Annotated in this window: 19 protein-coding genes; 8 read left to right on the top strand and 11 right to left on the bottom strand. The window is 51.9% G+C overall.

The window, feature by feature from the left end:
* Nucleotides 1–127 precede the first annotated feature (127 nt).
* The gene (locus tag ACFPMF_RS02440; RefSeq protein WP_379840840.1) at nucleotides 128–421 is read left to right on the top strand and encodes a hypothetical protein; all 294 of its coding nucleotides are present in this window, start codon (nucleotides 128–130) and stop codon (nucleotides 419–421) included.
* A gap of 2 nt (nucleotides 422–423) precedes the next feature.
* On the opposite strand, the gene ACFPMF_RS02435 is transcribed toward ACFPMF_RS02440, so the two are convergent.
* The 3 genes from ACFPMF_RS02435 to ACFPMF_RS02425 form a co-directional block, all read right to left on the bottom strand.
* Complete coding sequence (locus ACFPMF_RS02435; RefSeq protein WP_379840839.1) at nucleotides 424–1,968, bottom strand: capsule assembly Wzi family protein; 1,545 nt, start codon at nucleotides 1,966–1,968, stop codon at nucleotides 424–426.
* A gap of 160 nt (nucleotides 1,969–2,128) precedes the next feature.
* A complete protein-coding gene (gene glf / locus ACFPMF_RS02430; protein ID WP_379840838.1) occupies nucleotides 2,129–3,271 on the bottom strand; it encodes a UDP-galactopyranose mutase in 1,143 nt (380 codons plus the stop codon).
* Nucleotides 3,272–3,352: 81 nt separating this feature from the next.
* Entirely contained in the window at nucleotides 3,353–3,529 is a 177-nt protein-coding gene (locus ACFPMF_RS02425) for a hypothetical protein (RefSeq protein ID WP_379840837.1), read from the bottom strand.
* Nucleotides 3,530–3,660: 131 nt separating this feature from the next.
* Here ACFPMF_RS02425 and ACFPMF_RS02420 point away from each other — a divergent pair, with 131 nt between their 5' ends.
* On the top strand, nucleotides 3,661–4,683 hold the full coding sequence (locus tag ACFPMF_RS02420) for a S1C family serine protease (RefSeq protein WP_379840836.1): 1,023 nt from the start codon (nucleotides 3,661–3,663) through the stop codon (nucleotides 4,681–4,683).
* A gap of 83 nt (nucleotides 4,684–4,766) precedes the next feature.
* On the opposite strand, the gene ACFPMF_RS02415 is transcribed toward ACFPMF_RS02420, so the two are convergent.
* The 3 genes from ACFPMF_RS02415 to ACFPMF_RS02405 are packed head-to-tail and all read right to left on the bottom strand — an operon-like array spanning nucleotide 4,767 to nucleotide 8,182.
* A complete protein-coding gene (locus ACFPMF_RS02415; protein ID WP_379840835.1) occupies nucleotides 4,767–5,903 on the bottom strand; it encodes an FG-GAP repeat domain-containing protein in 1,137 nt (378 codons plus the stop codon).
* 30 nt (nucleotides 5,904–5,933) lie between these two features.
* Nucleotides 5,934–7,121: a class I SAM-dependent rRNA methyltransferase gene (locus ACFPMF_RS02410; protein ID WP_379840834.1), complete on the bottom strand. Its 1,188-nt coding sequence runs from the start codon at nucleotides 7,119–7,121 to the stop codon at nucleotides 5,934–5,936.
* A gap of 56 nt (nucleotides 7,122–7,177) precedes the next feature.
* Nucleotides 7,178–8,182 carry a zinc dependent phospholipase C family protein gene (locus ACFPMF_RS02405; RefSeq protein WP_379840833.1) on the bottom strand — a complete coding sequence of 335 codons (1,005 nt, stop codon included), beginning with the start codon at nucleotides 8,180–8,182 and terminating at the stop codon, nucleotides 7,178–7,180.
* On the opposite strand from ACFPMF_RS02405, the gene ACFPMF_RS02400 reads away from it, so the two are divergent.
* The 3 genes from ACFPMF_RS02400 (at nucleotide 8,066) to radC (ending at nucleotide 9,885) form a co-directional block, all read left to right on the top strand.
* Entirely contained in the window at nucleotides 8,066–8,674 is a 609-nt protein-coding gene (locus ACFPMF_RS02400; RefSeq protein ID WP_379840832.1) for a Dabb family protein, read from the top strand. The genes ACFPMF_RS02405 and ACFPMF_RS02400 overlap by 117 nt on opposite strands.
* A gap of 104 nt (nucleotides 8,675–8,778) precedes the next feature.
* Nucleotides 8,779–9,042, top strand: a complete 264-nt coding sequence (gene rpsT, locus ACFPMF_RS02395; RefSeq protein WP_379840831.1) for a 30S ribosomal protein S20 — start codon at nucleotides 8,779–8,781, stop codon at nucleotides 9,040–9,042.
* Nucleotides 9,043–9,189: 147 nt separating this feature from the next.
* Nucleotides 9,190–9,885 (top strand): RadC family protein, encoded by a 696-nt coding sequence (radC, locus tag ACFPMF_RS02390; protein ID WP_379840830.1) that lies wholly within the window; start codon nucleotides 9,190–9,192, stop codon nucleotides 9,883–9,885.
* 55 nt (nucleotides 9,886–9,940) lie between these two features.
* Here the strand turns inward: radC and ACFPMF_RS02385 are convergent, their stop codons facing one another.
* Nucleotides 9,941–10,375, bottom strand: coding sequence for a hypothetical protein (locus ACFPMF_RS02385; RefSeq protein WP_379840829.1), 435 nt, complete (start codon nucleotides 10,373–10,375; stop codon nucleotides 9,941–9,943).
* A 382-nt stretch (nucleotides 10,376–10,757) separates the two neighbouring features.
* Nucleotides 10,758–11,882, bottom strand: a complete 1,125-nt coding sequence (hisB, locus tag ACFPMF_RS02380; protein ID WP_379840828.1) for a bifunctional histidinol-phosphatase/imidazoleglycerol-phosphate dehydratase HisB — start codon at nucleotides 11,880–11,882, stop codon at nucleotides 10,758–10,760.
* Nucleotides 11,883–12,122: 240 nt separating this feature from the next.
* Here hisB and ACFPMF_RS02375 point away from each other — a divergent pair, with 240 nt between their 5' ends.
* The 3 genes from ACFPMF_RS02375 to ACFPMF_RS02365 all read left to right on the top strand — a co-directional run bounded on the left by ACFPMF_RS02375 (nucleotide 12,123) and on the right by ACFPMF_RS02365 (nucleotide 16,642).
* Complete coding sequence (locus ACFPMF_RS02375; protein ID WP_379840827.1) at nucleotides 12,123–13,070, top strand: NYN domain-containing protein; 948 nt, start codon at nucleotides 12,123–12,125, stop codon at nucleotides 13,068–13,070.
* The gene (locus ACFPMF_RS02370; RefSeq protein ID WP_379840826.1) at nucleotides 13,070–14,401 is read left to right on the top strand and encodes an anthranilate synthase component I family protein; all 1,332 of its coding nucleotides are present in this window, start codon (nucleotides 13,070–13,072) and stop codon (nucleotides 14,399–14,401) included. The genes ACFPMF_RS02375 and ACFPMF_RS02370 overlap by 1 nt, the downstream gene beginning before the upstream one ends.
* 393 nt (nucleotides 14,402–14,794) lie before the next feature.
* Nucleotides 14,795–16,642, top strand: coding sequence for a DEAD/DEAH box helicase (locus ACFPMF_RS02365; RefSeq protein WP_379840825.1), 1,848 nt, complete (start codon nucleotides 14,795–14,797; stop codon nucleotides 16,640–16,642).
* A gap of 679 nt (nucleotides 16,643–17,321) precedes the next feature.
* Here the strand turns inward: ACFPMF_RS02365 and pgl are convergent.
* Genes pgl through gndA form a run of 3 tightly spaced genes read right to left on the bottom strand, consistent with a single transcriptional unit; the run spans nucleotide 17,322 to nucleotide 20,994 of the window.
* On the bottom strand, nucleotides 17,322–18,056 hold the full coding sequence (gene pgl, locus ACFPMF_RS02360; RefSeq protein ID WP_379840824.1) for a 6-phosphogluconolactonase: 735 nt from the start codon (nucleotides 18,054–18,056) through the stop codon (nucleotides 17,322–17,324).
* Complete coding sequence (gene zwf / locus ACFPMF_RS02355; RefSeq protein ID WP_379840823.1) at nucleotides 18,053–19,570, bottom strand: glucose-6-phosphate dehydrogenase; 1,518 nt, start codon at nucleotides 19,568–19,570, stop codon at nucleotides 18,053–18,055. Before zwf ends, pgl begins: the two co-directional genes overlap by 4 nt.
* Nucleotides 19,567–20,994: an NADP-dependent phosphogluconate dehydrogenase gene (gndA, locus tag ACFPMF_RS02350; RefSeq protein ID WP_379840822.1), complete on the bottom strand. Its 1,428-nt coding sequence runs from the start codon at nucleotides 20,992–20,994 to the stop codon at nucleotides 19,567–19,569. Before gndA ends, zwf begins: the two co-directional genes overlap by 4 nt.
* Nucleotides 20,995–21,058 lie beyond the last annotated feature (64 nt).

Below are 21,058 nucleotides of genomic sequence, written 5' to 3'. Positions count from 1 at the left end.
AACATTAAAAAACCGCTAGCTAATTTTGGAACTATAATTGGGGCCGTGTGTATGCTTTTATCCCGCTAGCTGTGTAAAATACATCGTTTTTAGGCAGCTAGCCTGTCTTCCCAATCACGTGCGGACCATGTTAACCCAACTCGAATACAATCAACTTCCTCTCGCCCAAAAAGCCGATTTGCTCTGGCGCTTTGGCCAACATCTGATGAATCGGCCCTCTCCGCCCTTTACGGTTGGGCTTTACGCCGTTGGCGACTTTTTTGTGGAAGCCTATTTCTCCGAAAGCAAATACTTTGAAGGAAACCACGAACTGCAACACCTTTTTTCGCTTCAATTCCAAAACCGCAGCCGCCTGAGGAACCCGTACCCGTTGGAGCCCTACCTGGCCCAGATTGACCTCAGAGACCTGTTTCAGCTTTGAATTCAAATCGACATCCAGTCTTTCCGTAAACTCAGGTGGAAGCCCGTATTTCGGGGATAGAGGCCCCCAAAATCCGAAGCCATAGCCACGGTTGCCTGCACACCACCCAACCAGTTAACCGGAAAACGCAGGGTCAGCAGCGACGAAAATTGCCGGATTTTTTCCCCGAACGGTTTGCTGTACGTTCCCAAACTCTCACTGAGTGACCCTTTTAGTTGAAAAACAAAGCGCTGATCGAATGTTCCCTCCATCCCCCAATGGAACACCCGAACCCGGTTATTATTCGTAAAAACCGGTAACTGTTCCGAATACAAGCGGGGCAGGTCCGGGTTGGTATCACCCGCGGGCGGAATGAAGGGGGTTCCTATAGTCCGCCCCCTATAGGACCATCCCTCAAGGTATTGGCTGTGATTGAAGTAGTTATCGGCACCCCGTTTTTTGTTAACGGTACTAAAAACAGAGCCACCCTGACTTTTGGTCACTAACAGCTCGAATAGAATCGTCTGAAAGTGCCAGTGGGCACCGGCTGGATTTTTATTTTTAAACCGGATGCCGTTTAAGCCATCGGCTATATTGGTCAGGTAATACAACGATCCGTCCTCGTAAATATTCTGGCGATAAACCAGGATGGAAAAGGTCGTTTTATGAATCTCCAGGCCGATATCGACCGTTCCCAGATGATTGCCAACCCGGTTGCCACGGTCGCTTTTGCTATATTCCGTCGTATCGATCGCTTCGCCCCGGGCCGCCAGCGAAGTACCAAACATGACATTGAGGTAGTTTCTAAAACCGGTTGGAAAGCGGCCATTTTTAATCAACCTGTCGTCCGTTATCCCGTCGCTCCGGCCCGCCCACTGGACCTGATGATTGAACCCTGCGTACAGCTTTACGGGCCACCCAGCCTTTCCCAACCGGCCGTAGAGGGCTTTCTGGTGCAGATAAGAATGGGTCACCACACCGTTGTTACCAAACCAGCCATGAGCAAATAGACCGCGAAAGGCGACCAGGCCTTTCGTAAAACCGATCGGTGCATAGTCAGCCAGTGAGAGCTGGATTTTCGGCATGGGCAGTGCATTTCCCGACCAGCTGTATGAGCCGGTTCCCAGGGTTGAATCGGCCAAACCAATGACCTCCCGGTGACGGCCTATCCGCAATTCCAGCTTTTGATAACGGCCTTTCAGGTAGGCTTCCGGCACCAGCAAGGCGGCTTTTGCGGCTCCATTTCCAACGACCTCAAGGCCGTATCCCCAGGCAACCCGCTTTCGCTTTCCGTCGCTCCGGCCCGGCGAATTACCCAGACTGTACTGGTATTCAGCGGAAACACCCACTCTGGCGCTGATAAAGGGCGAGGTAGTGGGGACTATTCCAAACCGATTGGCCCGGAGCCAGAAGGGCGTTTGGCGGGCGGTGCTGGCCGACACACTCACTTCGGCAAAGAGTTGGAAAGGCGGTTTGGGCGGAACGGTAAGCGCAGGGATTGAATCCTGACCAAAAACAGTAAGTTCCCCCAGAAAGATAGCAAAAAGTGTAAGGAAAGTTTTCCCCATACGGACAGCAGTACGAATCATAAACCCATTGGTTTACTTTAGACGCTGTCCGGTCCAATAAGTAATTCTCCAGGGAGAAAATCAACCAAAAAGAACAGCCATTTCCTGAAAACCGGGACACGGTAAAACCGGAAATGGCTGTTCGATAAACACGGGGCGATTATTTAGCCGGATTTTTTCCCAGAGCCACCTCCGCCAGGGAATCGGCACCAACCAGTTTTTTGTACAGGGTCAAGGCTTGAGCAACCACCTGGTCCATGTTATAATACCGGTAGGTCCCCAAACGGCCGACAAAATGTACGTTTTCCTGTTGATCGGCCAATTGTTTGTATTTCCGGTAGAGTTCGGCGTTTTCAGGCATGGGAACCGGGTAATACGGATCGCCCTCCGACTGCGGGTATTCGAAGGTAATGCTGGTTTTGGTCGGATGCTCCTGCCCGGTCAGGTGCTTGTATTCCGTCACCCGCGTATAGGCGTGATCATTCGGGTAATTGACGACTGCCACCGGCTGGTGCCATTCTTCGTTCAGCGTCTGGTGCTCGAACCGGAGGGAGCGGTACGGCAATTTTCCGAAACAGTGGTCGAAATATTCGTCCACCGGGCCGGTATAAATCAACTGGTCGTAAGACAAACTATCTTTTACGTCCCTAAAATCGGTGCTCAGCATCAGCGTGATATTCGGCTGATCGACCATTTTTTCGAACATTTTCGTAAAACCGTGCAACGGCATCGACTGAAACTCGTCCGAGAAATACCGATCGTCCTGGTTGGTCCGCGTTGGAATCCGGGAGGTAACGGACTTATCCAGTTCGGACGGATAGACGCCCCATTGTTTCTTGGTGTAGTTCTTGAAAAACTTCTCGTACAGGTCGCGCCCGACCTGACTGACTACCACATCCTCCGAGGTTCTAATATCCTCGACCGGTTCACCCACCGTTTTGAAATACTCGCTGAGTTCTTCGGAGGTGAAGTTTTTGCCATAAAGCTTATTGACCGTATCCAGATTAATGGGAATCGGTAACAGTTGCCCTTCCACCGACGCCAGCACCCGGTGTTCGTAGGGACGCCACTCGGTGAAATTGGATAGATAGCCGAAAACCTCCGGAGAATTGGTGTGGAAAATGTGCGGACCGTATAAATGGATCAGGATGCCGTCCTCATTGTAATAATCATACGCATTTCCGCCGATATGGGGGCGTTTATCAATTAATAGAACTTTCTTTCCGGACTGGCTGGCCAGCCGCTCGGCCAACACACTACCGGCGTATCCGGCTCCTACAATTGCAAAGTCGTAATGCTGCATAAACAGACAAAAATGGGGTTATCAAAGTTTTAAAAGTAATGATTTTTCATCAAACGTCCGTTTGACCCATCATAACGTTATCTACCGCACCTGGTATTTCCGGCGAACCTCATTGATCAGGAATTTCTTTTGGGTCGTAAAACTTTCCGGATGAAGCTGTTCGAACTCCGCTTTCCAGGAATGGTAGCGGATGGGTTCGTTTTGTCTGAACTGATTTTCGTCAATTTTTTTTCCTGCCAAAAATTCTTCAAACGTCATTTTAATCGAGTGGAGCTAGTTGAGGTAGACCGATAAAACAAGATAATCCTGCCAAATTGGCGGGCTCCGGTAAGCCACTGGAGCTGGTACGCGATTTAAAAGTTGTATTTACAACTAAACAAGCTTCCGGTATGGAATTACAATTTGTAACCGATAGCGGACTGGAGTCGGTGCCCGGAAAAACCGGAGACCCGGATGCGCCCTTGCTCGACTCCTACTCCAATACCGTCGTAAATGTAGCGAAAAAAGTGAGCCAGTCGGTGGTCCAGATTAAAGTGAGTGGCCGGCAGAAAGAGGGCCAATCGCCCGCCCGCGGACGCCCTCAGCCCGAAGGCGGAACGGGTTCTGGATTTATCATTTCGTCCGATGGCTATATTATTACCAATAATCACGTCGTGGCCGGAGCTTCCCGGATCGAGGTGGCCCTGCCCGATGGCCGGGATTTTGTCGCCACCCTGATTGGCCGTGATCCGGCAACGGATATCGCCGTCATCAAGATCTATGGGGATAACCTGAAGGCCATCCGGTTTGCGGATTCCAAACAGGTCCAGGTGGGCCAGATCGCAATCGCCGTGGGAAATCCATACGGTTTTCAGTATTCCGTAACCGCGGGCGTAGTCAGTGCCCTGGGCCGGACCCTGCGCTCGGAATCCGGTCGTTTGATTGACGACGTCATTCAAACCGATGCGTCCCTGAACCCCGGCAACTCGGGCGGCCCGCTCGTCAACTCGCAGGGCGATGTGATTGGTGTCAATACCGCAGTGATTCTACCCGCCCAGGGTATCTGTTTTGCGGTTTCGTCGAATCTGACCGCGCTGGTAGCCGGTAAGCTGATCATGCACGGACGGGTTCGCCGGGGCTACCTGGGCATTGCGGGACAGCTCATCAACCTGACCGAACGCATCAAGCAGTATAACCACCTCAACGCCAAAACCGGGGTGATCGTGGCCAGTACTGAAGCCGACGGGGTATCCTACAACAGTGAACTCCAGCAGGGCGATATTATCGTCGGCTTTAACAACCAGGCCGTTACGACAGTGGATGATCTTCATCGGCTCCTGACCGAAGAAACCATTGGGCAACAGATTCCCATGGCGGTTTTACGGGAGAACTTCCGACGGGAGATCGTAGTGATCCCGGGCGAAATCCGGTAATGTGTTTTTCTGAATCAGGGGGCTGGCAACATGGATTCGGACGGATGGGCGCTTTACTCATCCGCCGAATCTGGTCGCCGGCCCTATTTTTCGTTGAAAAAGACTTCCAGCCCATCTTTCCCGGCTACGATGATATCGAGTCGGCCCGTGCCGCGCAGATCAGCCAGGGCGAAGTAGATACCGGTTCCTTTGCCTTTGCCCGGTTGCCCGTACGAGATGGTGTGTTTCACGAAGACCTTTCCGTCCCAGGTGAAATAATACAAACCCACATCGTCATAGGCCCCCGGATCGCCGTCATTGTGAGCCCGATACCGTTTGCCCGTGATCAGTTCGGGTTTCTTGTCACCATCCAGATCCGCCCACTCCAGCACATGATATTGGGAGGCTTTTTCGTCGATCATGTGTTTTTTCCAGCCCCGTTTCCCCCCTTCCATCGTTTGCTCGTACCAATGCAGGCCATAGCCGTGCGCCTGCCCGACAATCAGGTCGTTGCGTTTATCGCCATTGACATCGACCACCAGAATCGGAACGCTGGCGTGACTACCCAGGTCAAATTCTTTGTGCAGCGTCCACGGCCCGTTTTCCCGGTCAACCGGGGCTTCGAGCCAGCCCTGGCTGACAATAAAATCGCTGCGCCCATCGCCGTTCACGTCGCCCACGCCCAGTCCGTGATCCTGCGTAGGGGCAACATTGACCTGCTTAAACGTTCCGCCTTTTTCGAGCTTGAAATATTTCAGCGGATGTTTGGGGTTGTTCGGCACAATTTCGATGACCCCGTCGCCGTCTACATCCCAGGCCCGGGTGGTTTCCACATTGCCAACCTTGGCAATTTCGTGAACCGGCCAAAGGCCTTTTTTTCCGACACCGGGGTTTTCCAGCCATTTCAGATCCTGCCCAAACCAGCCACCCGTAACGATATCCAGATTTCCGTCGCCGTTGACATCCAGGGGAATGGTTGAAAAATCGTCGTAATACTGGTCAAACCGCTTCTGATTTCCGATCAGGTAGCGCTTCCGAAACATCGCCTTGGGGTCGCTCGAATTTTCGTACCAGAAATCCCCCGAAACCAGATCCGGTCGTCCGTCTTTATTGACATCAACCACCCCGACGGTTTCATAACTTTCGGCCGCCACGAAATAGCGGCTAAACTGGATATCGCTGGAATCGGCCGCCACGGAAACCAAACCGGCCAGCCCAATACAAAATAGTCCTATCTTCATACCTGCAAGTTTATAAATATTCCCGATTTGTTACTCAACCCACAAGACAAGTCCTTTCAAATAACCGCCTTCGGGGTGAAATAAATTAACCGGATGATCGGCGGGCTGGCTCAGGTGATGCAGAACCCGCACCTGGCGCCCGGCCTCGATGGCGGCCGCTACGATCGTATTATAAAACAACTCCCGGTCAATGACCTGGGAGCAGGAAAAGGTGAACAGGATTCCCCCTTTGGCCAATCGGCGTAATCCTTCGGCATTCAGGCGTTTGTAGCCCTGAACGGCCCGGTGCCGCGCCGAAAGACTTTTAGCAAACGCGGGGGGATCCAGAACCATGACCTCATACTGATCGTCATGCGCGTGAAGGTATTTCATCACATCATCCGCAAAGGCTTCGTGCCGCCCAGCGATTTCGGTTCCGTCAAAATTCAGGGCGACATTCCGGTTCGTCAGGTCGATGGCTTTCTGGGATGCGTCTACCGAGTGGACCAGCGTGGCACCGGCCTTCAGCGCGTAAATGGAAAAACCGCCGGAATAACAGAACGCATTGAGGACTTTCTTACCGGCCGAATAATAGGCCAGTAACTTCCGGTTATCGCGCTGATCGAGGAAAAACCCGGTTTTCTGACCACTGATCCAGTCGACCAGAAAACGATGACCGTTTTCGTTAACTTCGTGTGGGACCGTGGCCAACCCGTACCGATACGCGTTCTGTATGGTAGCCGCGTATTCATCGGGCAGCGTTTCGGCACTTTTATCGTAAACGGCCTTCAGTTCGTCACCGAAGACATTTTTCAGGGCTTCCGTAATCAGGTGACGCTCGCGGTGCATCCCGATGGAATGAGCCTGCAAAACCGCTACCCCGTTGTACATATCGACCACCAGACCCGTACAGCCGTCGCCCTCGCCGTGAATCAGGCGGTAACAATTGGTATCCGGGGGCAGAAGCGTCTTCCGGATGGTTCGGATCGTTGTCAGTTTCTGTGTCCAGTAGGCCACATCCGGAATAACCCGCTGGAAGGAAAAAATCCGGACCTGGATACTGCCGTTGTGAAAATGCCCCGTCGCGAGGTAATTTCCTTTTTTATCGACCACTTCGACCACATCACCATCCTGCGGATCGCCCTCCGACCGGGCCACGGCACCGGAAAAAACCCAGGGATGAAACCGCCGGATAGCCTCCTCCCGGCCTGAACGTAATTGTATTTTGGGTAAACTCATCGTCAATTTGCAACTTTTGCGGACGAAACTACGAAATTCGGAACACATGGTTCGTTCTAATCTTCGCTGCGCACCTTCAGCCACCGCCTGAGCCAGTTTGTTTGCTCGTCCTTTTCGCTCTTCTGATCCTGTTCCGTCGGTTTATAATCAACGAGGCCAGCCAGGTCGGGTTGCCCGGCATCTACCCAGCAGGTGTACCAGAAATCGCCTACCATTTTGATGGACGCCCGCATCTGACGCTCCACCTGCCCCCGCAACTGGTCGTGGTATTTCCGGGAAAATGATTCAGCATACACCTTGGTGGTCTGGTTGTTCCGGTCTTCAAAACCGTATTTCCGGGCTTCTCCTTCCTGTTCTGTCAATTCTTTTTCCCGGCGCAAAACCGTATCCAGCGCGGCATGGGCGTCGAAAACCGCCCGCCAGGCCCGCTTTTGGGGCGAATCGATATAACTGGCTGGTCCGGCAAAAAAGTCGTATTCATCACTGAACAGTTCGGGCAGCCTGGATTCCCAGAAACCATGAATGCCCTGCTGACCGCTGAATTGTCCGTTGTAGTTGCGGGTCGTGTGCAGGGGGACATGGGCATCGGCGATATAATGCCCCAAATCGGCCGAAATTCGCAGAATCCGTCGGGCATCACGGGCCTTGAAGGCTTCGGTCAGCTGGAATTTGGTCAATTGAATGTGCCAGGGGACAATCCCGTGCAAAGCCAGGGTATCCTCACCAAACCGGTCTACCGCCGGTTTCCAGCTCCGTGGTAGGGCGGTTTTCGAGGTATCGCCATACGCATCCAGGTCAATAAAGTGCCGGGGCGCTTCCCCGACCACCGCATACCGCCGTTTATCCGGATTCACGGCATTCTCCGTCAGGAAGTCGATATGCTTTTTATAGAAGACCATCATAGGAGGAGGTAACGTAAACACAGCCAGTCGATTGATCTTTTTATGGGCGTAAAATCCCCACAGCGGTCCGGTGCCCGCGCAGACCGGAAAAACCGCATTCAAAAAAATCAGGCAAAAAACTTGCTTCCAAACAGATTGATGGTACCTTTGCCTAAACATAGTATTTTAATAAGAAAAGTTTATACTTTATTAATAAACAACTATGTTATTCAGAATAATATTTCGAATAACATGAATTTCACAATCGACATGAAACGTAAATCACTTGGCTACAGCCTGATTCTTTTATTCTTTGGTATTTTCGGCCTGATAATCTACGGTGCCTATGTACCCTCCAGAAAAGCCCAAAAGCAGCAAATCGTGTGCTTCAAATTCAAAGAAGGCACTAAAAATGAAGCGGTTGAACAACATATGCGTGAGTTTGCCGCTTTAAAGCATGAAATTCCGCAGATCATTTCGTATACCTCCGGCAAGGCTTTACCGGGTGCAGGCGGTTCTTCGGCAGAATATGATGTCGTCCACTACCTTACCTTCCAGAGCGAAGCCGATATTGAGACGTACAACAAGAATGAAAAGCAACGGGCATTTGTGAAAAATAATGCGGGAAGCTGGGACAAGGTATTTATTATCAGTTCTGATATCCGTCAGTAAAAACCGCTTTTTGAAGCCCAATTGAAGAATAATTTGCATTGTTTCTCGTAAATTCCTACTTTTGCGGACATTTGTGAGAAAACTGTATACTGTACCAATAAGCAATGGCAAATCATAAGTCGGCCTTGAAGCGGGTCCGGGCAAACGAAAAGAAGCGTTTGTTGAACCGTTTCCAACACAAAACGACCCGTACGATGATCAAGAAATTGCGGCTAACCACTGATAAAGTAGCTGCAACGGAATTGTATAAAACGGTGTCGTCGCTGCTGGATAAACTGGCAAAGCGTAACATCATTCACAAAAACAAAGCCTCTAACAACAAATCGAAATTGGCGAAACTCGTCAACGGTTTGGCGGTTGCGGCTTAATCCAGTATTGGCGGACATTTGTCCGCGTTTTTGATAGGCGGATTGTCCGGCTGATCGGCTTTCTGGTCCGCCGAATGCCTTCAAACACAACGTTACGGAAACCTTATCTGAGTTAGTCAGGTGAGGTTTTTTTATTGCCCCACCCCGATGGCCTACGATAATCCCCGCAAAATTCTCAGTTGGGCGGAAGAAGACCGCCCCCGCGAAAAGCTGCTGCTTAAAGGGCGGGCGGCCCTCTCCGACGCCGAACTCATCGCGATATTGATTGGGTCCGGCACCCGGGATTTATCCGCCGTCGATGTTTCCAAAATCATCCTGCAAAGTATCCAGAATGATCTCAGCACCCTGGCCAAACTCAGTGTCCGGGATTTATCGAAATTTAAAGGAATCGGCGAAGCCAAAGCCATCAGCATCGTCGCGGCTCTCGAACTGGGACGGCGGAGGAAGGAACAGGAACGCCCGCAGCGGCTGCGGATTACGAGTTCCCGTGACGCGTACGACGAAATAAAACCGCATCTGCTTGACAAACAGCACGAAGAGTTCTGGATCTTACTGCTGAATCGCGCGAACGAAGTCATTCGACCGGTTCAGATTAGTTCAGGGGGTGTTTCGGGAACCGTGGCTGATCCGAAATTGATTTTCAAACACGCGCTCGAACAACTGGCCAGCGCCCTGATTCTGGTTCATAACCACCCCTCCGGCCACCTGAGCGCTTCACAGCCGGATCGCGATCTGACCCGCAAGCTGAAAGAAGCGGGGCTCCTGCTCGACATTCCCGTACTCGATCATTTAATCTTTACGGATCAGGGCTATTTAAGCTTCGCGGACGAAGGGATGCTATAAAAAAGCGTACCCGGTTTCCGAAACCGGGTACGCTTTTAGGCGCTGAATCCGCTTTTTACTTCTGGTTCACCGTAATGATAGCCTCTTTGGGCGTACCATCCGGTTTAGAACCCGGGAAAGGCTGGACATCAGACAGGGTCACTTCGTAACGCTCCGTGCCCAATTGCAGGGTGACGGTGTCGCGGTTTTTCAGTTGCTGACCGCACTGGCCCAGACACAATTCGCCCGACTGACTCTGGGTCTCGTTTTTCAGCGTGAATTTCACCTGAGCATTTCCGTACCAGACACAAACCGCATTCATGGGGCAGCGGCTGTCTGAAATCGTGTCCACGTTCAGGGTAACATTCTGTTTTACCCGCGCCGACTGGTTGATTTTCACCGTTACGGGTTGATTTTGCTCCGAAGGAGCCACTTTGTTGTCTTTCTCGCAGCCAACTGCCAATAGTCCGATGACCAGCAGTCCATACAAGCTTTTAAATGGTGTTGTCATGTACGGTAGTTATTGTTGTTTTCCGAAATGACCCTTATTCATTTGGTTCGGTTGGAACCTCCTCCCAATTTTTTAAAGTTTCTTAACCCCATTTTACGCCAAAAGGACCGAATTCGGTCCTTTTGGCGTAAAATGGTATATGACCCCGACGACAATCGGCCCCGAACCATCGCTCGTGCGCCAATATTCCGTTTCTTTTTCTCAATAATTCCGCTCCTTGCCTTCCAGCCAACGTCCGGTAATAAAGGCTGCGGTTAACAAAACAATATAAAAAACGATGGTTACGATAGTCATGAACATAAGGATACCGGTTTTTTGGTTACAAACACAAAAGTAAAAAAATCTGCTATTGGAGCGTACAAACCCCTCGATAAATCTGGGGTTACAATACCCCTTTGGTACTAGGCAGCGAATCCATTGCTTTGAGGTCACGCTTCACGGCCATTTTAATCGCCTTGGCAAAAGCCTTGAAAACCGCTTCAATTTTATGATGCTCGTTTTGCCCTTCTACCTTGATATTCAAATTACAGAGGGCTGCGTCGGAGAACGATTTGAAAAAATGGTAGAACATCTCCGTCGGCATTTCCCCGATTTTTTCCCGCCGGAATTCGGCCTCCCAGACCAGCCAGGGTCGTCCCGAGAAATCGATGCCGACCTGGGCCAGGGCTTCGTCCATCGGGAGCAGAAAACCGTACCGGCTGATACCGCGTTTATCGCCCAGCGCCTTGCGGAAAGCTTCGCCCAGGGCAAGCCCGGTATCTTCAATGGTGTGGTGTTCATCAATGTGTAAATCGCCCTGCACCCGGATAACCAGATCGGCTCCCGAATGTTTTGCCACCTGATCGAGCATGTGGTCAAAAAAACCGATACCGGTTTCGATGGACGACTGCCCGCGACCATCCAGATTGAGTTCAACGTGAATCCGGGTTTCGTTCGTATTGCGGTCCACCGTTGTGGTTCGCGGAGGCAATTTCAGCAGTTCATAAATCCGGTCCCAGTCGTCGGTGGATAGCGCGAGCGCTTGCTGCATTTCATCGGTCATGCCTTCGGTCGGTTCTTCTGGTGCAATCAAAATGGCCTTTGCGCCCAGGTTAACCGCCATTTGAATATCCGTCAGCCGGTCACCAATTACGTAGCTTTCCGGCAAGTTATACGCGTCGTTGAGGAAGTCCGTCAACATGCCGATCCCCGGTTTACGGGTAGCGGCTCCTTCATGCGGGTACGTCCGATCGATGAACACGGATGAAAAATGGATATTTTCACCCTCCAGCGTTTTCATCATTTTATTGTGAGCCGGCCAGAACGTTTCTTCCGGAAAAGCTGCTGTTCCCAACCCATCCTGATTGGTTACCATAACGAGTTCATAGTCGGTTTCTTCGGCAATTTTGCGGAGATTGGAAAGAACTTTGGGGATATACTCCAGTTTTTCGAGGGAGTCGACTTGCTGATCAGGCTGGGGTTCGAAAACGATTGTGCCGTCGCGATCGATAAATAGAACTTTTCTCATAAAATAGACATGTTGCTTACAAAGGTAGCATATAGAGGCTCCCGATCGGCATTTCCGTATTTTTTTCGTACTTTGCCCCCCAATTCCCTCTCCTATCTACGTACGACTGGCAAAAGACCATTTAACTGCCACATAATCAGAGAAATAATAAAATAGCTTATTCTATATGGCTGGAGGTTAATCCTTCGTTTTGATTCAAATAGCGTTGAAGTGTTAAATTTTTCTACATTGGTTTATAAAATGCAAGCAAAAAAATCCACCCAATTAACCCGGATTGCGGTAATCTATGATGGCAACTATTTTCTACATGTAAGTAATTATTATAATTATTCCCACGAAAGACGAAGCCGCATCAGCATTTCGGGATTACACGAATTTATCCGTTCGCAGATTGCACAGGAAGAGAACACGGAGGTGCGTTTGTGTCAAATCGTTGACGCCCACTATTTCAGGGGCCGGCTGAACGCCCACGAAGCCAGTCAGCGCGGCAACCAGTTGTTTTACGATCGCCTGTTTGATGATATATTAATGTCGGAAGGGGTAGTGACGCACTACCTGCCCGTCAAAACGTTTCAGGGATCCCGCCAGGAAAAAGGAATTGATGTCTGGCTCGCCCTCGAAACCTTTGAGTTAACAATTTCCAAAAAATTTGATGTCGTTGTTTTGATCACCGCCGATGGGGATTACGTGCCCCTGATTCGAAAACTCAATACCCTGGGAACGCGGGTTATGGTATTAAGCTGGGATTTCGAGTTCTATAATGACGAGGGCGAAAAGATGGTTACCCGGACGTCGCAGGATTTACTGAAGGAAGTATCGTATCCGGTGGCCATGCACGAAATGATCGATACCAGACTTCGGAAGGGCGATCCGCTGATTCAGAACCTCTTTGTGAAGCAGTCGACGCGCACACTCCTGGGCACTGACAATACCCTCAATTACGAAAGTTATTCGGGGCAGGTAAATGACGATTCCGATCCGTCCGATTTCAAGTTCAGCACCATCCGAAGTTTGAAAAACGGCTACGGTTTTATCAATTATCCGCCCAACAACCTGTTTTTCCACTACACCAGCCTGAATGATATTGATTTTAATGAATTACAGGTGGACGATGAGGTAAAATTCCGGATTGGAAAGAACGCCGAGAGTAAAGACATTGCCATCGACGTGCACCTGGAACACAGCTAATGTCTGTCGACTTTCGTCAGGAGTTCAGGCTATCGCTCGAGTCGACGGAAGCTTGTCACCCCATTGATTTCTGGCAAAAAAAAGCCCTGAAATGGGCCTTGGATCAGTACGACCATGTGGTATTGTTCAACAATAACCAGCGCCAGCTCCCGGGCTTCCAGCTTCCGTATTCGGCCTTCCCCAACCGTTTAGCGGCCGGCCTCTATCAACGGGTTGACTTTCCGCCCGAAACCGACCCGTTCGATCAACTCTTCCACCACCACCAGCAGCAGCCGGATTTTCTGGTGGGGTATTTTAGTTATGACCTGAAAAACCGGATTGAAGCCCTGCGCAGTCGCCATCCAAACTGGCTCGAATTTCCGGCGATTTATTTCTTCCAGCCACTCCATATCCTTGATTTCGAGGAGAACTCGATCCTCATTCGTTCCTGGAGCGACCCGCAGCACGTGGCCCAATCCATCCTGGCGTCTTCGATCGATCCGGCGGAACTGGAAACGCCGGCAGTAGGTAACACCCTTCAGGCTCATGTTTCACCGGCTGAATACCGCCAGATCGTGCAGCAAATCCGGGAGGATATCATCGATGGAACGGTGTACGAATTGAATTACTGTCTTGCGTTTTTTGCCGAGGCTGCCAGACTGAATCCATTCGCTGTTTACGAGGCCTTGAATAGGCAGTCGCCAATGCCATTTTCTCACTTTCAGCGCATCGGAAACCACTACGTCCTGGGGGCCTCCCCGGAGCGGTTTCTTAAAAAAGAAGGCGATCGACTCATTTCTCAGCCCATCAAAGGAACCATCCGGCGAGGGGCCAATCCGGTCGAAGATGAACACCTGAAACGGCGGCTCAGCAGCAGCGAAAAAGAACAGGCCGAAAATCTGATGATCGTGGACCTGGTCCGGAACGATCTGGCTCGCAGTGCCAAAACCGGAACGGTTCGGGTCGACGAACTTTTTGGGGTATACGCCTTTCGCCAGCTCTTTCAAATGATTTCGACGGTTTCGGCTACGATCCAGGACGATCTGCCCTTTACGGACGCGATCAGAAATGCGTTTCCGATGGGCAGCATGACCGGGGCCCCCAAGGTCCGCGCCATGGAGTTGATTGATCAGTACGAAGCCAGCCGCCGGGGTCTGTATTCCGGCGCGGCCGGCTATATTACCCCGGACGGTGATTTTGATTTTAATGTCATGATCCGCAGTATTTTTTATAATCAGGCGTTGGGCCGGGTGTCTTTTTCGGTGGGCAGCGCCATTACTTACGATGCTGATCCCGAGCAGGAGTACGAGGAATGTTTGCTGAAAGCCAGAGCCATGCGGTCGGTTTTCTAAAAACCGCATTCGTCAAAAAATACAATAATAATAGAGGTGGACTTGCTATTTTCAGAAAATCCTCTTATTTTTGCAACAGTTTTCAAGCGGACATCCGTCCGATCTCTGTAACAGATACTCTTCATGAGATTTTTTCTTTTACCGCAGAGCAGCACGGATGTCAACCGGAAAGGGGTTTAACATTCGTTGGGCGCATCTGTTGGGGCAATTGCATTGGTGATCATTCACTTTGGGCTAAGCTGGGCATTTCGGGGGTTCCTTCACGACTGTATCTCAAATTTTAGACGTATCGTTTGCCGATTTTTTGCAATCGGATCTGCATGGCCGCGCAGAACGAGCACTCCTGCCGATTAAACGCTTGTATCAGTTTCATTTTAAAAACTTTTACAAGGTATGAATCCTGAAATCATTGAACAGGAAATTGTAGTAAAACCGGGTATTCCGCAACGTACGTTCGCGGATCTGAACCTATCCGACGAAATTTTACAGGCCGTTACCGAAATGGGCTTTGAGCATCCCTCGCCCATTCAGGCCGAAGCGATCCCGCCGATTTTACTGGGTCGCGATGTCATTGGTCAGGCTCAGACGGGCACTGGCAAAACCGCAGCCTTTGGAATTCCGGCCATTGATCTGGTCGATGTAACCGAACGCCATCCGCAGGTATTGGTGTTGTGCCCCACCCGCGAGCTGGCCCTCCAGGTTGCCGATGAAGTACGGAAACTTTCGAAATTCAAACGCGGTATTCGGGTCGAAGCCATCTACGGTGGCGACTCCATCGAACGGCAAATCAAGTCGTTGAAAACCGGCGTTCATATCGTTATCGGTACGCCGGGACGGGTTATGGATCACATGGAACGCCGGACGCTGAAGCTGGATAACGTTAAAATGATGATTCTCGACGAAGCCGACGAAATGCTCGATATGGGCTTCCGGGAAGATATCGAAAGCATTCTGGAAGATATGCCCGAAGAGCGGCAGACGATTCTTTTCTCAGCAACCATGTCGAAACCGATCATGGGCATTACGCAACGCTTCCAGAAAGACCCGGTTCTGGTGAAAGTCGTCAAAAACGAGTTGACCAACACGAACATCGAACAGGTGTATTTCGAGGTTAAACCGAAGGCGAAAGTGGAAGTAATGTGCCGGTTGATCGACACGTATGATCTGAAACTGCTGCTGGTTTTCTGTAACCAGAAAAAGCGGGTTGAAGAAATCGTTGAAGATTTGCAGGTGCGTGGTTACCAGGCCGAAGGGCTGCACGGTGATTTGCGTCAGGCGCAACGGAATAACGTAATGTCGAAGTTCCGCTCCGGTGTGACCAATATCCTGGTTGCGACCGACGTAGCCGCCCGGGGTATCGACGTTGACAATGTGGATGCCGTAATTAACTACGACATTCCGCTCGACGAAGAATATTACGTCCACCGGATTGGTCGGACGGGTCGTGCCGGCAAATCCGGCAAAGCGTTCTCGCTGGTTGGCCGCGATGAAAAATACCGGTTCCGCGAAATTCAGAATTATACGAAGGTCCGGGTTGAAAAAGGCGTCATTCCGTCGTTTGAAGATATCGTTGGCCTGCGCAAAGCCCGTTTTATCGAACAGGTTAAACAATCCATCGAAACCAGCCAGGACCTGAATCTGTATGATGACATGCTGACGGCCCTGCATCATTCCGGTTTTAGTACCGAACAAATTGTATCGGCACTGGTGAAACGGGGCATGGGTATCGAGAAGAACGAATTCTCTGATCAGAACCTGGGCCATGACGACGACCGTCGGGAACGCCGGGAAGGAAGCCGGTTTGGTGACCGTGATCGCGGTGGACGTTTCGGCGACCGGGGTGGCCGGGGTGAAAGCTTCGGACGGTTTGGCGACCGTGAACGCCGGGGTGAAGGCCGGTTTGGTGATCGGGAACGGGGTCCTCGTTTCGGAAACCGGGAGGATCGGGGCGAAAGCCGCCGGCCCGAACGGGATGACCGCGAACGCGCACCGCGTGAACGGGAAGCCAACATGACCCGCCTGTTCGTTAGCGTAGGTCGTCGGGATTTTATCCGTCCGGGTGATATCGTCGGCGCCATCGCCGGTGAAGCCAACATTCCGGGAAGCACCATTGGACACATTGACATCTTTGACAAGCACACCTACGTGGATGTTCCCCGCGATTTTGCCAACCGGGTGGTAGACGTCATGGAAGGCAATACCATTAAAGGAAAGCGGGTGCAGGTCGAAATTGCACGATAAGTCTCTTTCGTATCGACACATGAGTCATCCCGACGTTTGCAAGATGATTTGGTAGGTCTTTAATAATGCGGCTAAAGCCGCCCGATAAAGCGGTGTCAGCGCAAGTTGGCACCGCTTTCCGTTTCAATGGCACCATCGGCCCAGCAGAGCCTGTCGCCGATCCAGGTGTTCAACCACCAACAAGCCTCAATTTGCCCTAAACGACGACCCAACGTTGATCGGCGGTTTGACAGGATTGATTGGTGAGCAAATACCAAGGTTCCTTCCCACAACCCAGACCAGATACGACTACCTATAAAGCTTGTTGAGGAGAATCGGGATGCGTAGGCCCGGGCTGCGGATACTCTCGGGCTTTTCGACCACACCAACAGGACGCCAACCTGCCGCTGTTAGTGCAAGGTGCGTGCGGCCCTAAAGGTGGAGACTCCTCGCCGAGCTAACAGGCCATCAAGCTGCTGAGCGAGGGGGTGAACAAACTCATCCAGTTGGTCGGTAAAATAATGAGCTTGTGACTTGATTGCGTCGGCACAGACGCCGATTTTTACGGAGTCCCGACATAAGAAAACCTTCCGGTTAGTAGTTCGCACCACTAAACTCGGAAGGTTTTCGCATTTAAAATAGAGGCATCAAACTTCGGGACAACTCATGTCTGAAGCATTACCCGTTGATGCCAGCGAGGTTACCTTGATAGCGCCGAAGCCGCCGGTTCGTCCAGGAACCAGTGCACCTCCCCAACCGCCTTTCGAAGGAGTTGAGCGGGGTGGTTTTCAATGTCTTCGGGGCCGTTCAGCACCGCTTCGACCGCTTCGGCCTTGCCTTTTCCGTACACCAGAAACGCCAGCCGGTGGGCCAGATTGATCAACGGCGCGGTCATCGTAATCCGGTAAACGTTCTGGTCCGCCAGAAAAACCGCCTTCACCGACACCGACGGATCGTGCAACACCGGCGTGTGTGGGAACAACGAAGCCGTGTGCGAATTGTCGCCCAGTCCCAGCAGCATCAGATCAAACCGGACCTGCACGGCCTGATACCGTTTCTGAATGGCTTCCGTGTACTGCCGGGCGGCTTCGTCGGGCGGCAGACTGGTATCGACGGTGAAAATGTTCGCAGCCGGAATGCGCAACGGATCAAACAAGGCCTTCTTGACCATCAACGCATTGCTATCGGGATGATCGGCGGGGACGTAGCGTTCGTCACCGAAGAAAAAATCAACTTTATCCCAATCGAGCTGTCGGCTGAAATCGGGCGTTGCAAGCAACTCATACAATTTTTTCGGCGAACTGCCGCCCGATAACGCGACCGAAAACCGTCCATTTTCGGCAATGGCTCGTTTAGCCGTTTCGACGAAAAAATCCGCCAGCGCCACCACCGTCTGGTCGGCGGTGTCAGAAATATGGAAAATGGGCTGACTCATCCGTGTTTCCCGTTAAGTGGAAGTGTAAACCAGTGAAAACCGTCCTGCGCAATCAGCGCTTCGGCGTTTTCGGGGCCCCAGGAGCCCGCCGGATAATTCGGGAAGCTCAGGCTCTTCTTGTTTTCCCAGGCGTGTAGAATCGGCATGATCAGATCCCAGGCCGCTTCGACCTGATCGCTGCGCATGAACAGAGTCTGATCGCCCAGCATGGTGTCGAGCAGGAGGGTTTCGTAGGCTTCGGGCGGTTTGCCGGGATACGTGCCGCTGTAATCGAAGACCAGATCAACCGGGTTCAGCGTCATGTCCAGCCCGGGTCGTTTGGCCTGCATCTGCAACCGAATGCTCATTTCGGGCTGAATACTGAAAACCAGGCGGTTTTGCTGCCAGTTTTCGGCCGCTTCCGGCGGAAAAATCGAATGCGGTATGTTCTTGAACTGAATCGAAATGACCGAAGCCGACTGGCTCAGGTGCTTGCCGGTGCGCAGGTAAAACGGCACGCCCTGCCAGCGCCAGTTATCGACAAAAAACTTCAGGGCCGCAAACGTTTCCGTGTTGGAAGTTGGGTCAACTTCCGGTTCATCGCGATACCCCGGCACTTCCTTGCCTTCGATCCAGCCGTGACCATATTGCCCGCGAACGGCCGAAAACCGGATATCATCCGGCGAAAACCGGCGCATCGACCGCAACACATCGACCCGGCGGTTGCGGACTTCGTCGGCATCCAGGTTCACGGGCGGTTCCATCGCAATCAGGCATAGCAGTTGCAACAGGTGGTTCTGGATCATATCGCGCAACGCCCCGGCCCCGTCGTAATAACCACCCCGGTCCTCGACGCCCAGTTGTTCGGTTACCGAAATCTGTACGTGATCGATGTAATTGCGATTCCAGATCGGCTCGAGCAGCGAGTTGGCAAACCGGAACGCCATGATATTCTGCACGGTTTCCTTGCCCAGATAATGATCGATCCGGTAAATCTGCTTCTCGTCGAAAATCCCCTGCAACTGCGCATTCAGTGCCCGGGCCGAGTCCAGGTCGTGTCCGAACGGTTTTTCAATCACGATCCGGGTCCGATCCAATCCTTCTTTCGGGCAGTTTTTAGCGATGTTTTCGGCAATAATCGGGAAGAAGTTCGGCGAAACCGCCAGGTAGTAAATCAGGTCGGCTTTCTGGTCCCAGGCCGTCTCGTAGGTTTTAATCCGTGACCCCAGCTCCCGGTAAGTGGCGGCATTCTTCAGGTCCGACACCTGGTAATAAATGTTCTGGCTGAAGGTTTCCCACTGCTCTTTTTCCGCTTTGCCGCTGCGCGAAAACAGGTTAATGCCTTCGAGCAGTTTTTCGCGAAATTCTTCATCGGTCAGTTTTGTCCGCCCGGTACCGACAATCGAAAAATGGTCGGGCATCCAGCCGTCCAGGTACAGATTATACAGGGCCGGCGCGAGTTTGCGCCAGGCCAGATCACCGGTTCCTCCGAAAATAATGAATACGGTAGGGTTCGGCTTAAGCATTGATTTCATGGTTTTCCAGGTAGTGGCGTCCAGTGGGTGTGGAAAACGCCCTCTTTGCCAATAAGTTCGTAAGTATGCGCCCCGAAGTAATCGCGTTGCGCCTGAATGAGATTGGACGGCATATTCTCGCTCCGGAACGAATCAAAGTACGTTAATGAAGCCGCGTAAGCCGGCACCGCAATCCCCGCCGTAATGGCCGAGGTAAGCACGTAGCGCATACCGCCCACGCTGCGGGCCACCAGTTCCCGAATGGAGTCGTCGAGCAGGAGATGCTCCAGACTGGGCGCTTTTTCGTAGGCATTGAAAATGTCGTTAAGCAAAGCCGCCCGGATGATGCAGCCCCCGCGCCAGATTTTGGCAATACCGGCCAGGTCAAGGTTATAGCCGTACGAAATCGAGGATCGGTACAGCAGATCGAGCCCCTGGGCGTAGGTCATGATGGTACAGAAATACAGGGCCTCTTCAATCGATTTCAGAAATTCTTCCTTGTCGACATCCAGAGCCGCCGGCTCGTCGCCGTAGACGGCGGCCGCCCTGACCCGCAACGTTTTGTATTTGGACAGGTCCCGCATCGCCACCGCCGTATCGATGGTCGGAATGGGAACCTCCAGCTCCATCGCAACCTGCGAGGTCCATTTACCGGTCCCTTTCGATTTCGCCTGATCCTTAATCAGATCGACCAGATACTGCTCGGAACCGTTTTCCCGGAAACCAAAAATATCCCGGGTCACTTCCACCAGAAACGACTGCAACCGGCCTTCGTTCCAGGTTTTGAAGAGTTGATGCAGTTCCTGATTATCCAGTTGAAGGCCCTTCCGCAGAATTTCGTAGGTCTCGGCGATGAGTTGCATCAGGCCGTACTCGATCCCGTTATGGACCATTTTCACAAAATGACCCGAGGCCCCCGGACCGATGTAGGTCACGCAGGGAACCCCGTCTACCTGCGCGGCAATGGCGTCGAAAATGGGCTTCAGCGTCAGATACGCCTGTTTGTCGCCACCCGGCATCAGGCTCGGGCCTTTGCGGGCCCCTTCTTCTCCGCCCGAAATCCCCATCCCGAAGAAGTGAAACCCTTTCTCGTCCAGGTATTTATCCCGAATGATGGTATCGGTATAATGCGAATTTCCGCCGTCGATGATGATGTCGCCGGGTTCGAGCAGCGGCAGCAGTTTTTCGATGACGTTATCGACCGGTTTTCCGGCGGGAACCAGCATCATCAGGGCGCGGGGCGTCGACAGGTGCTCGATCATGGTCGCCAGATCCGTAAAGCCTTTGACCGGTTTTCCTTCGCCTTCCTTTTCAAAACCGGCCACCTGATCGGGGTTGATGTCGTAACCGGCCACCGGAAAACCGTGGTCGGCCATATTGAGGAGCAAGTTTCGGCCCATAGTCCCGAGGCCAATCATGCCAAAGTTATATTTCGTTTCTGCCATTGAGTCGTTTGAGTTAAAAGAGTTGCGGTTGACAGATGTCGGTGTTCGGTAGTCAGTTTTCGGT

The sequence above is a fragment of the Larkinella bovis genome, assembly GCF_042655385.1.
GTDB classification, from domain to species: domain Bacteria; phylum Bacteroidota; class Bacteroidia; order Cytophagales; family Spirosomataceae; genus Larkinella; species Larkinella bovis.
This window is presented reverse-complemented; position numbering and strand designations above follow the sequence as displayed.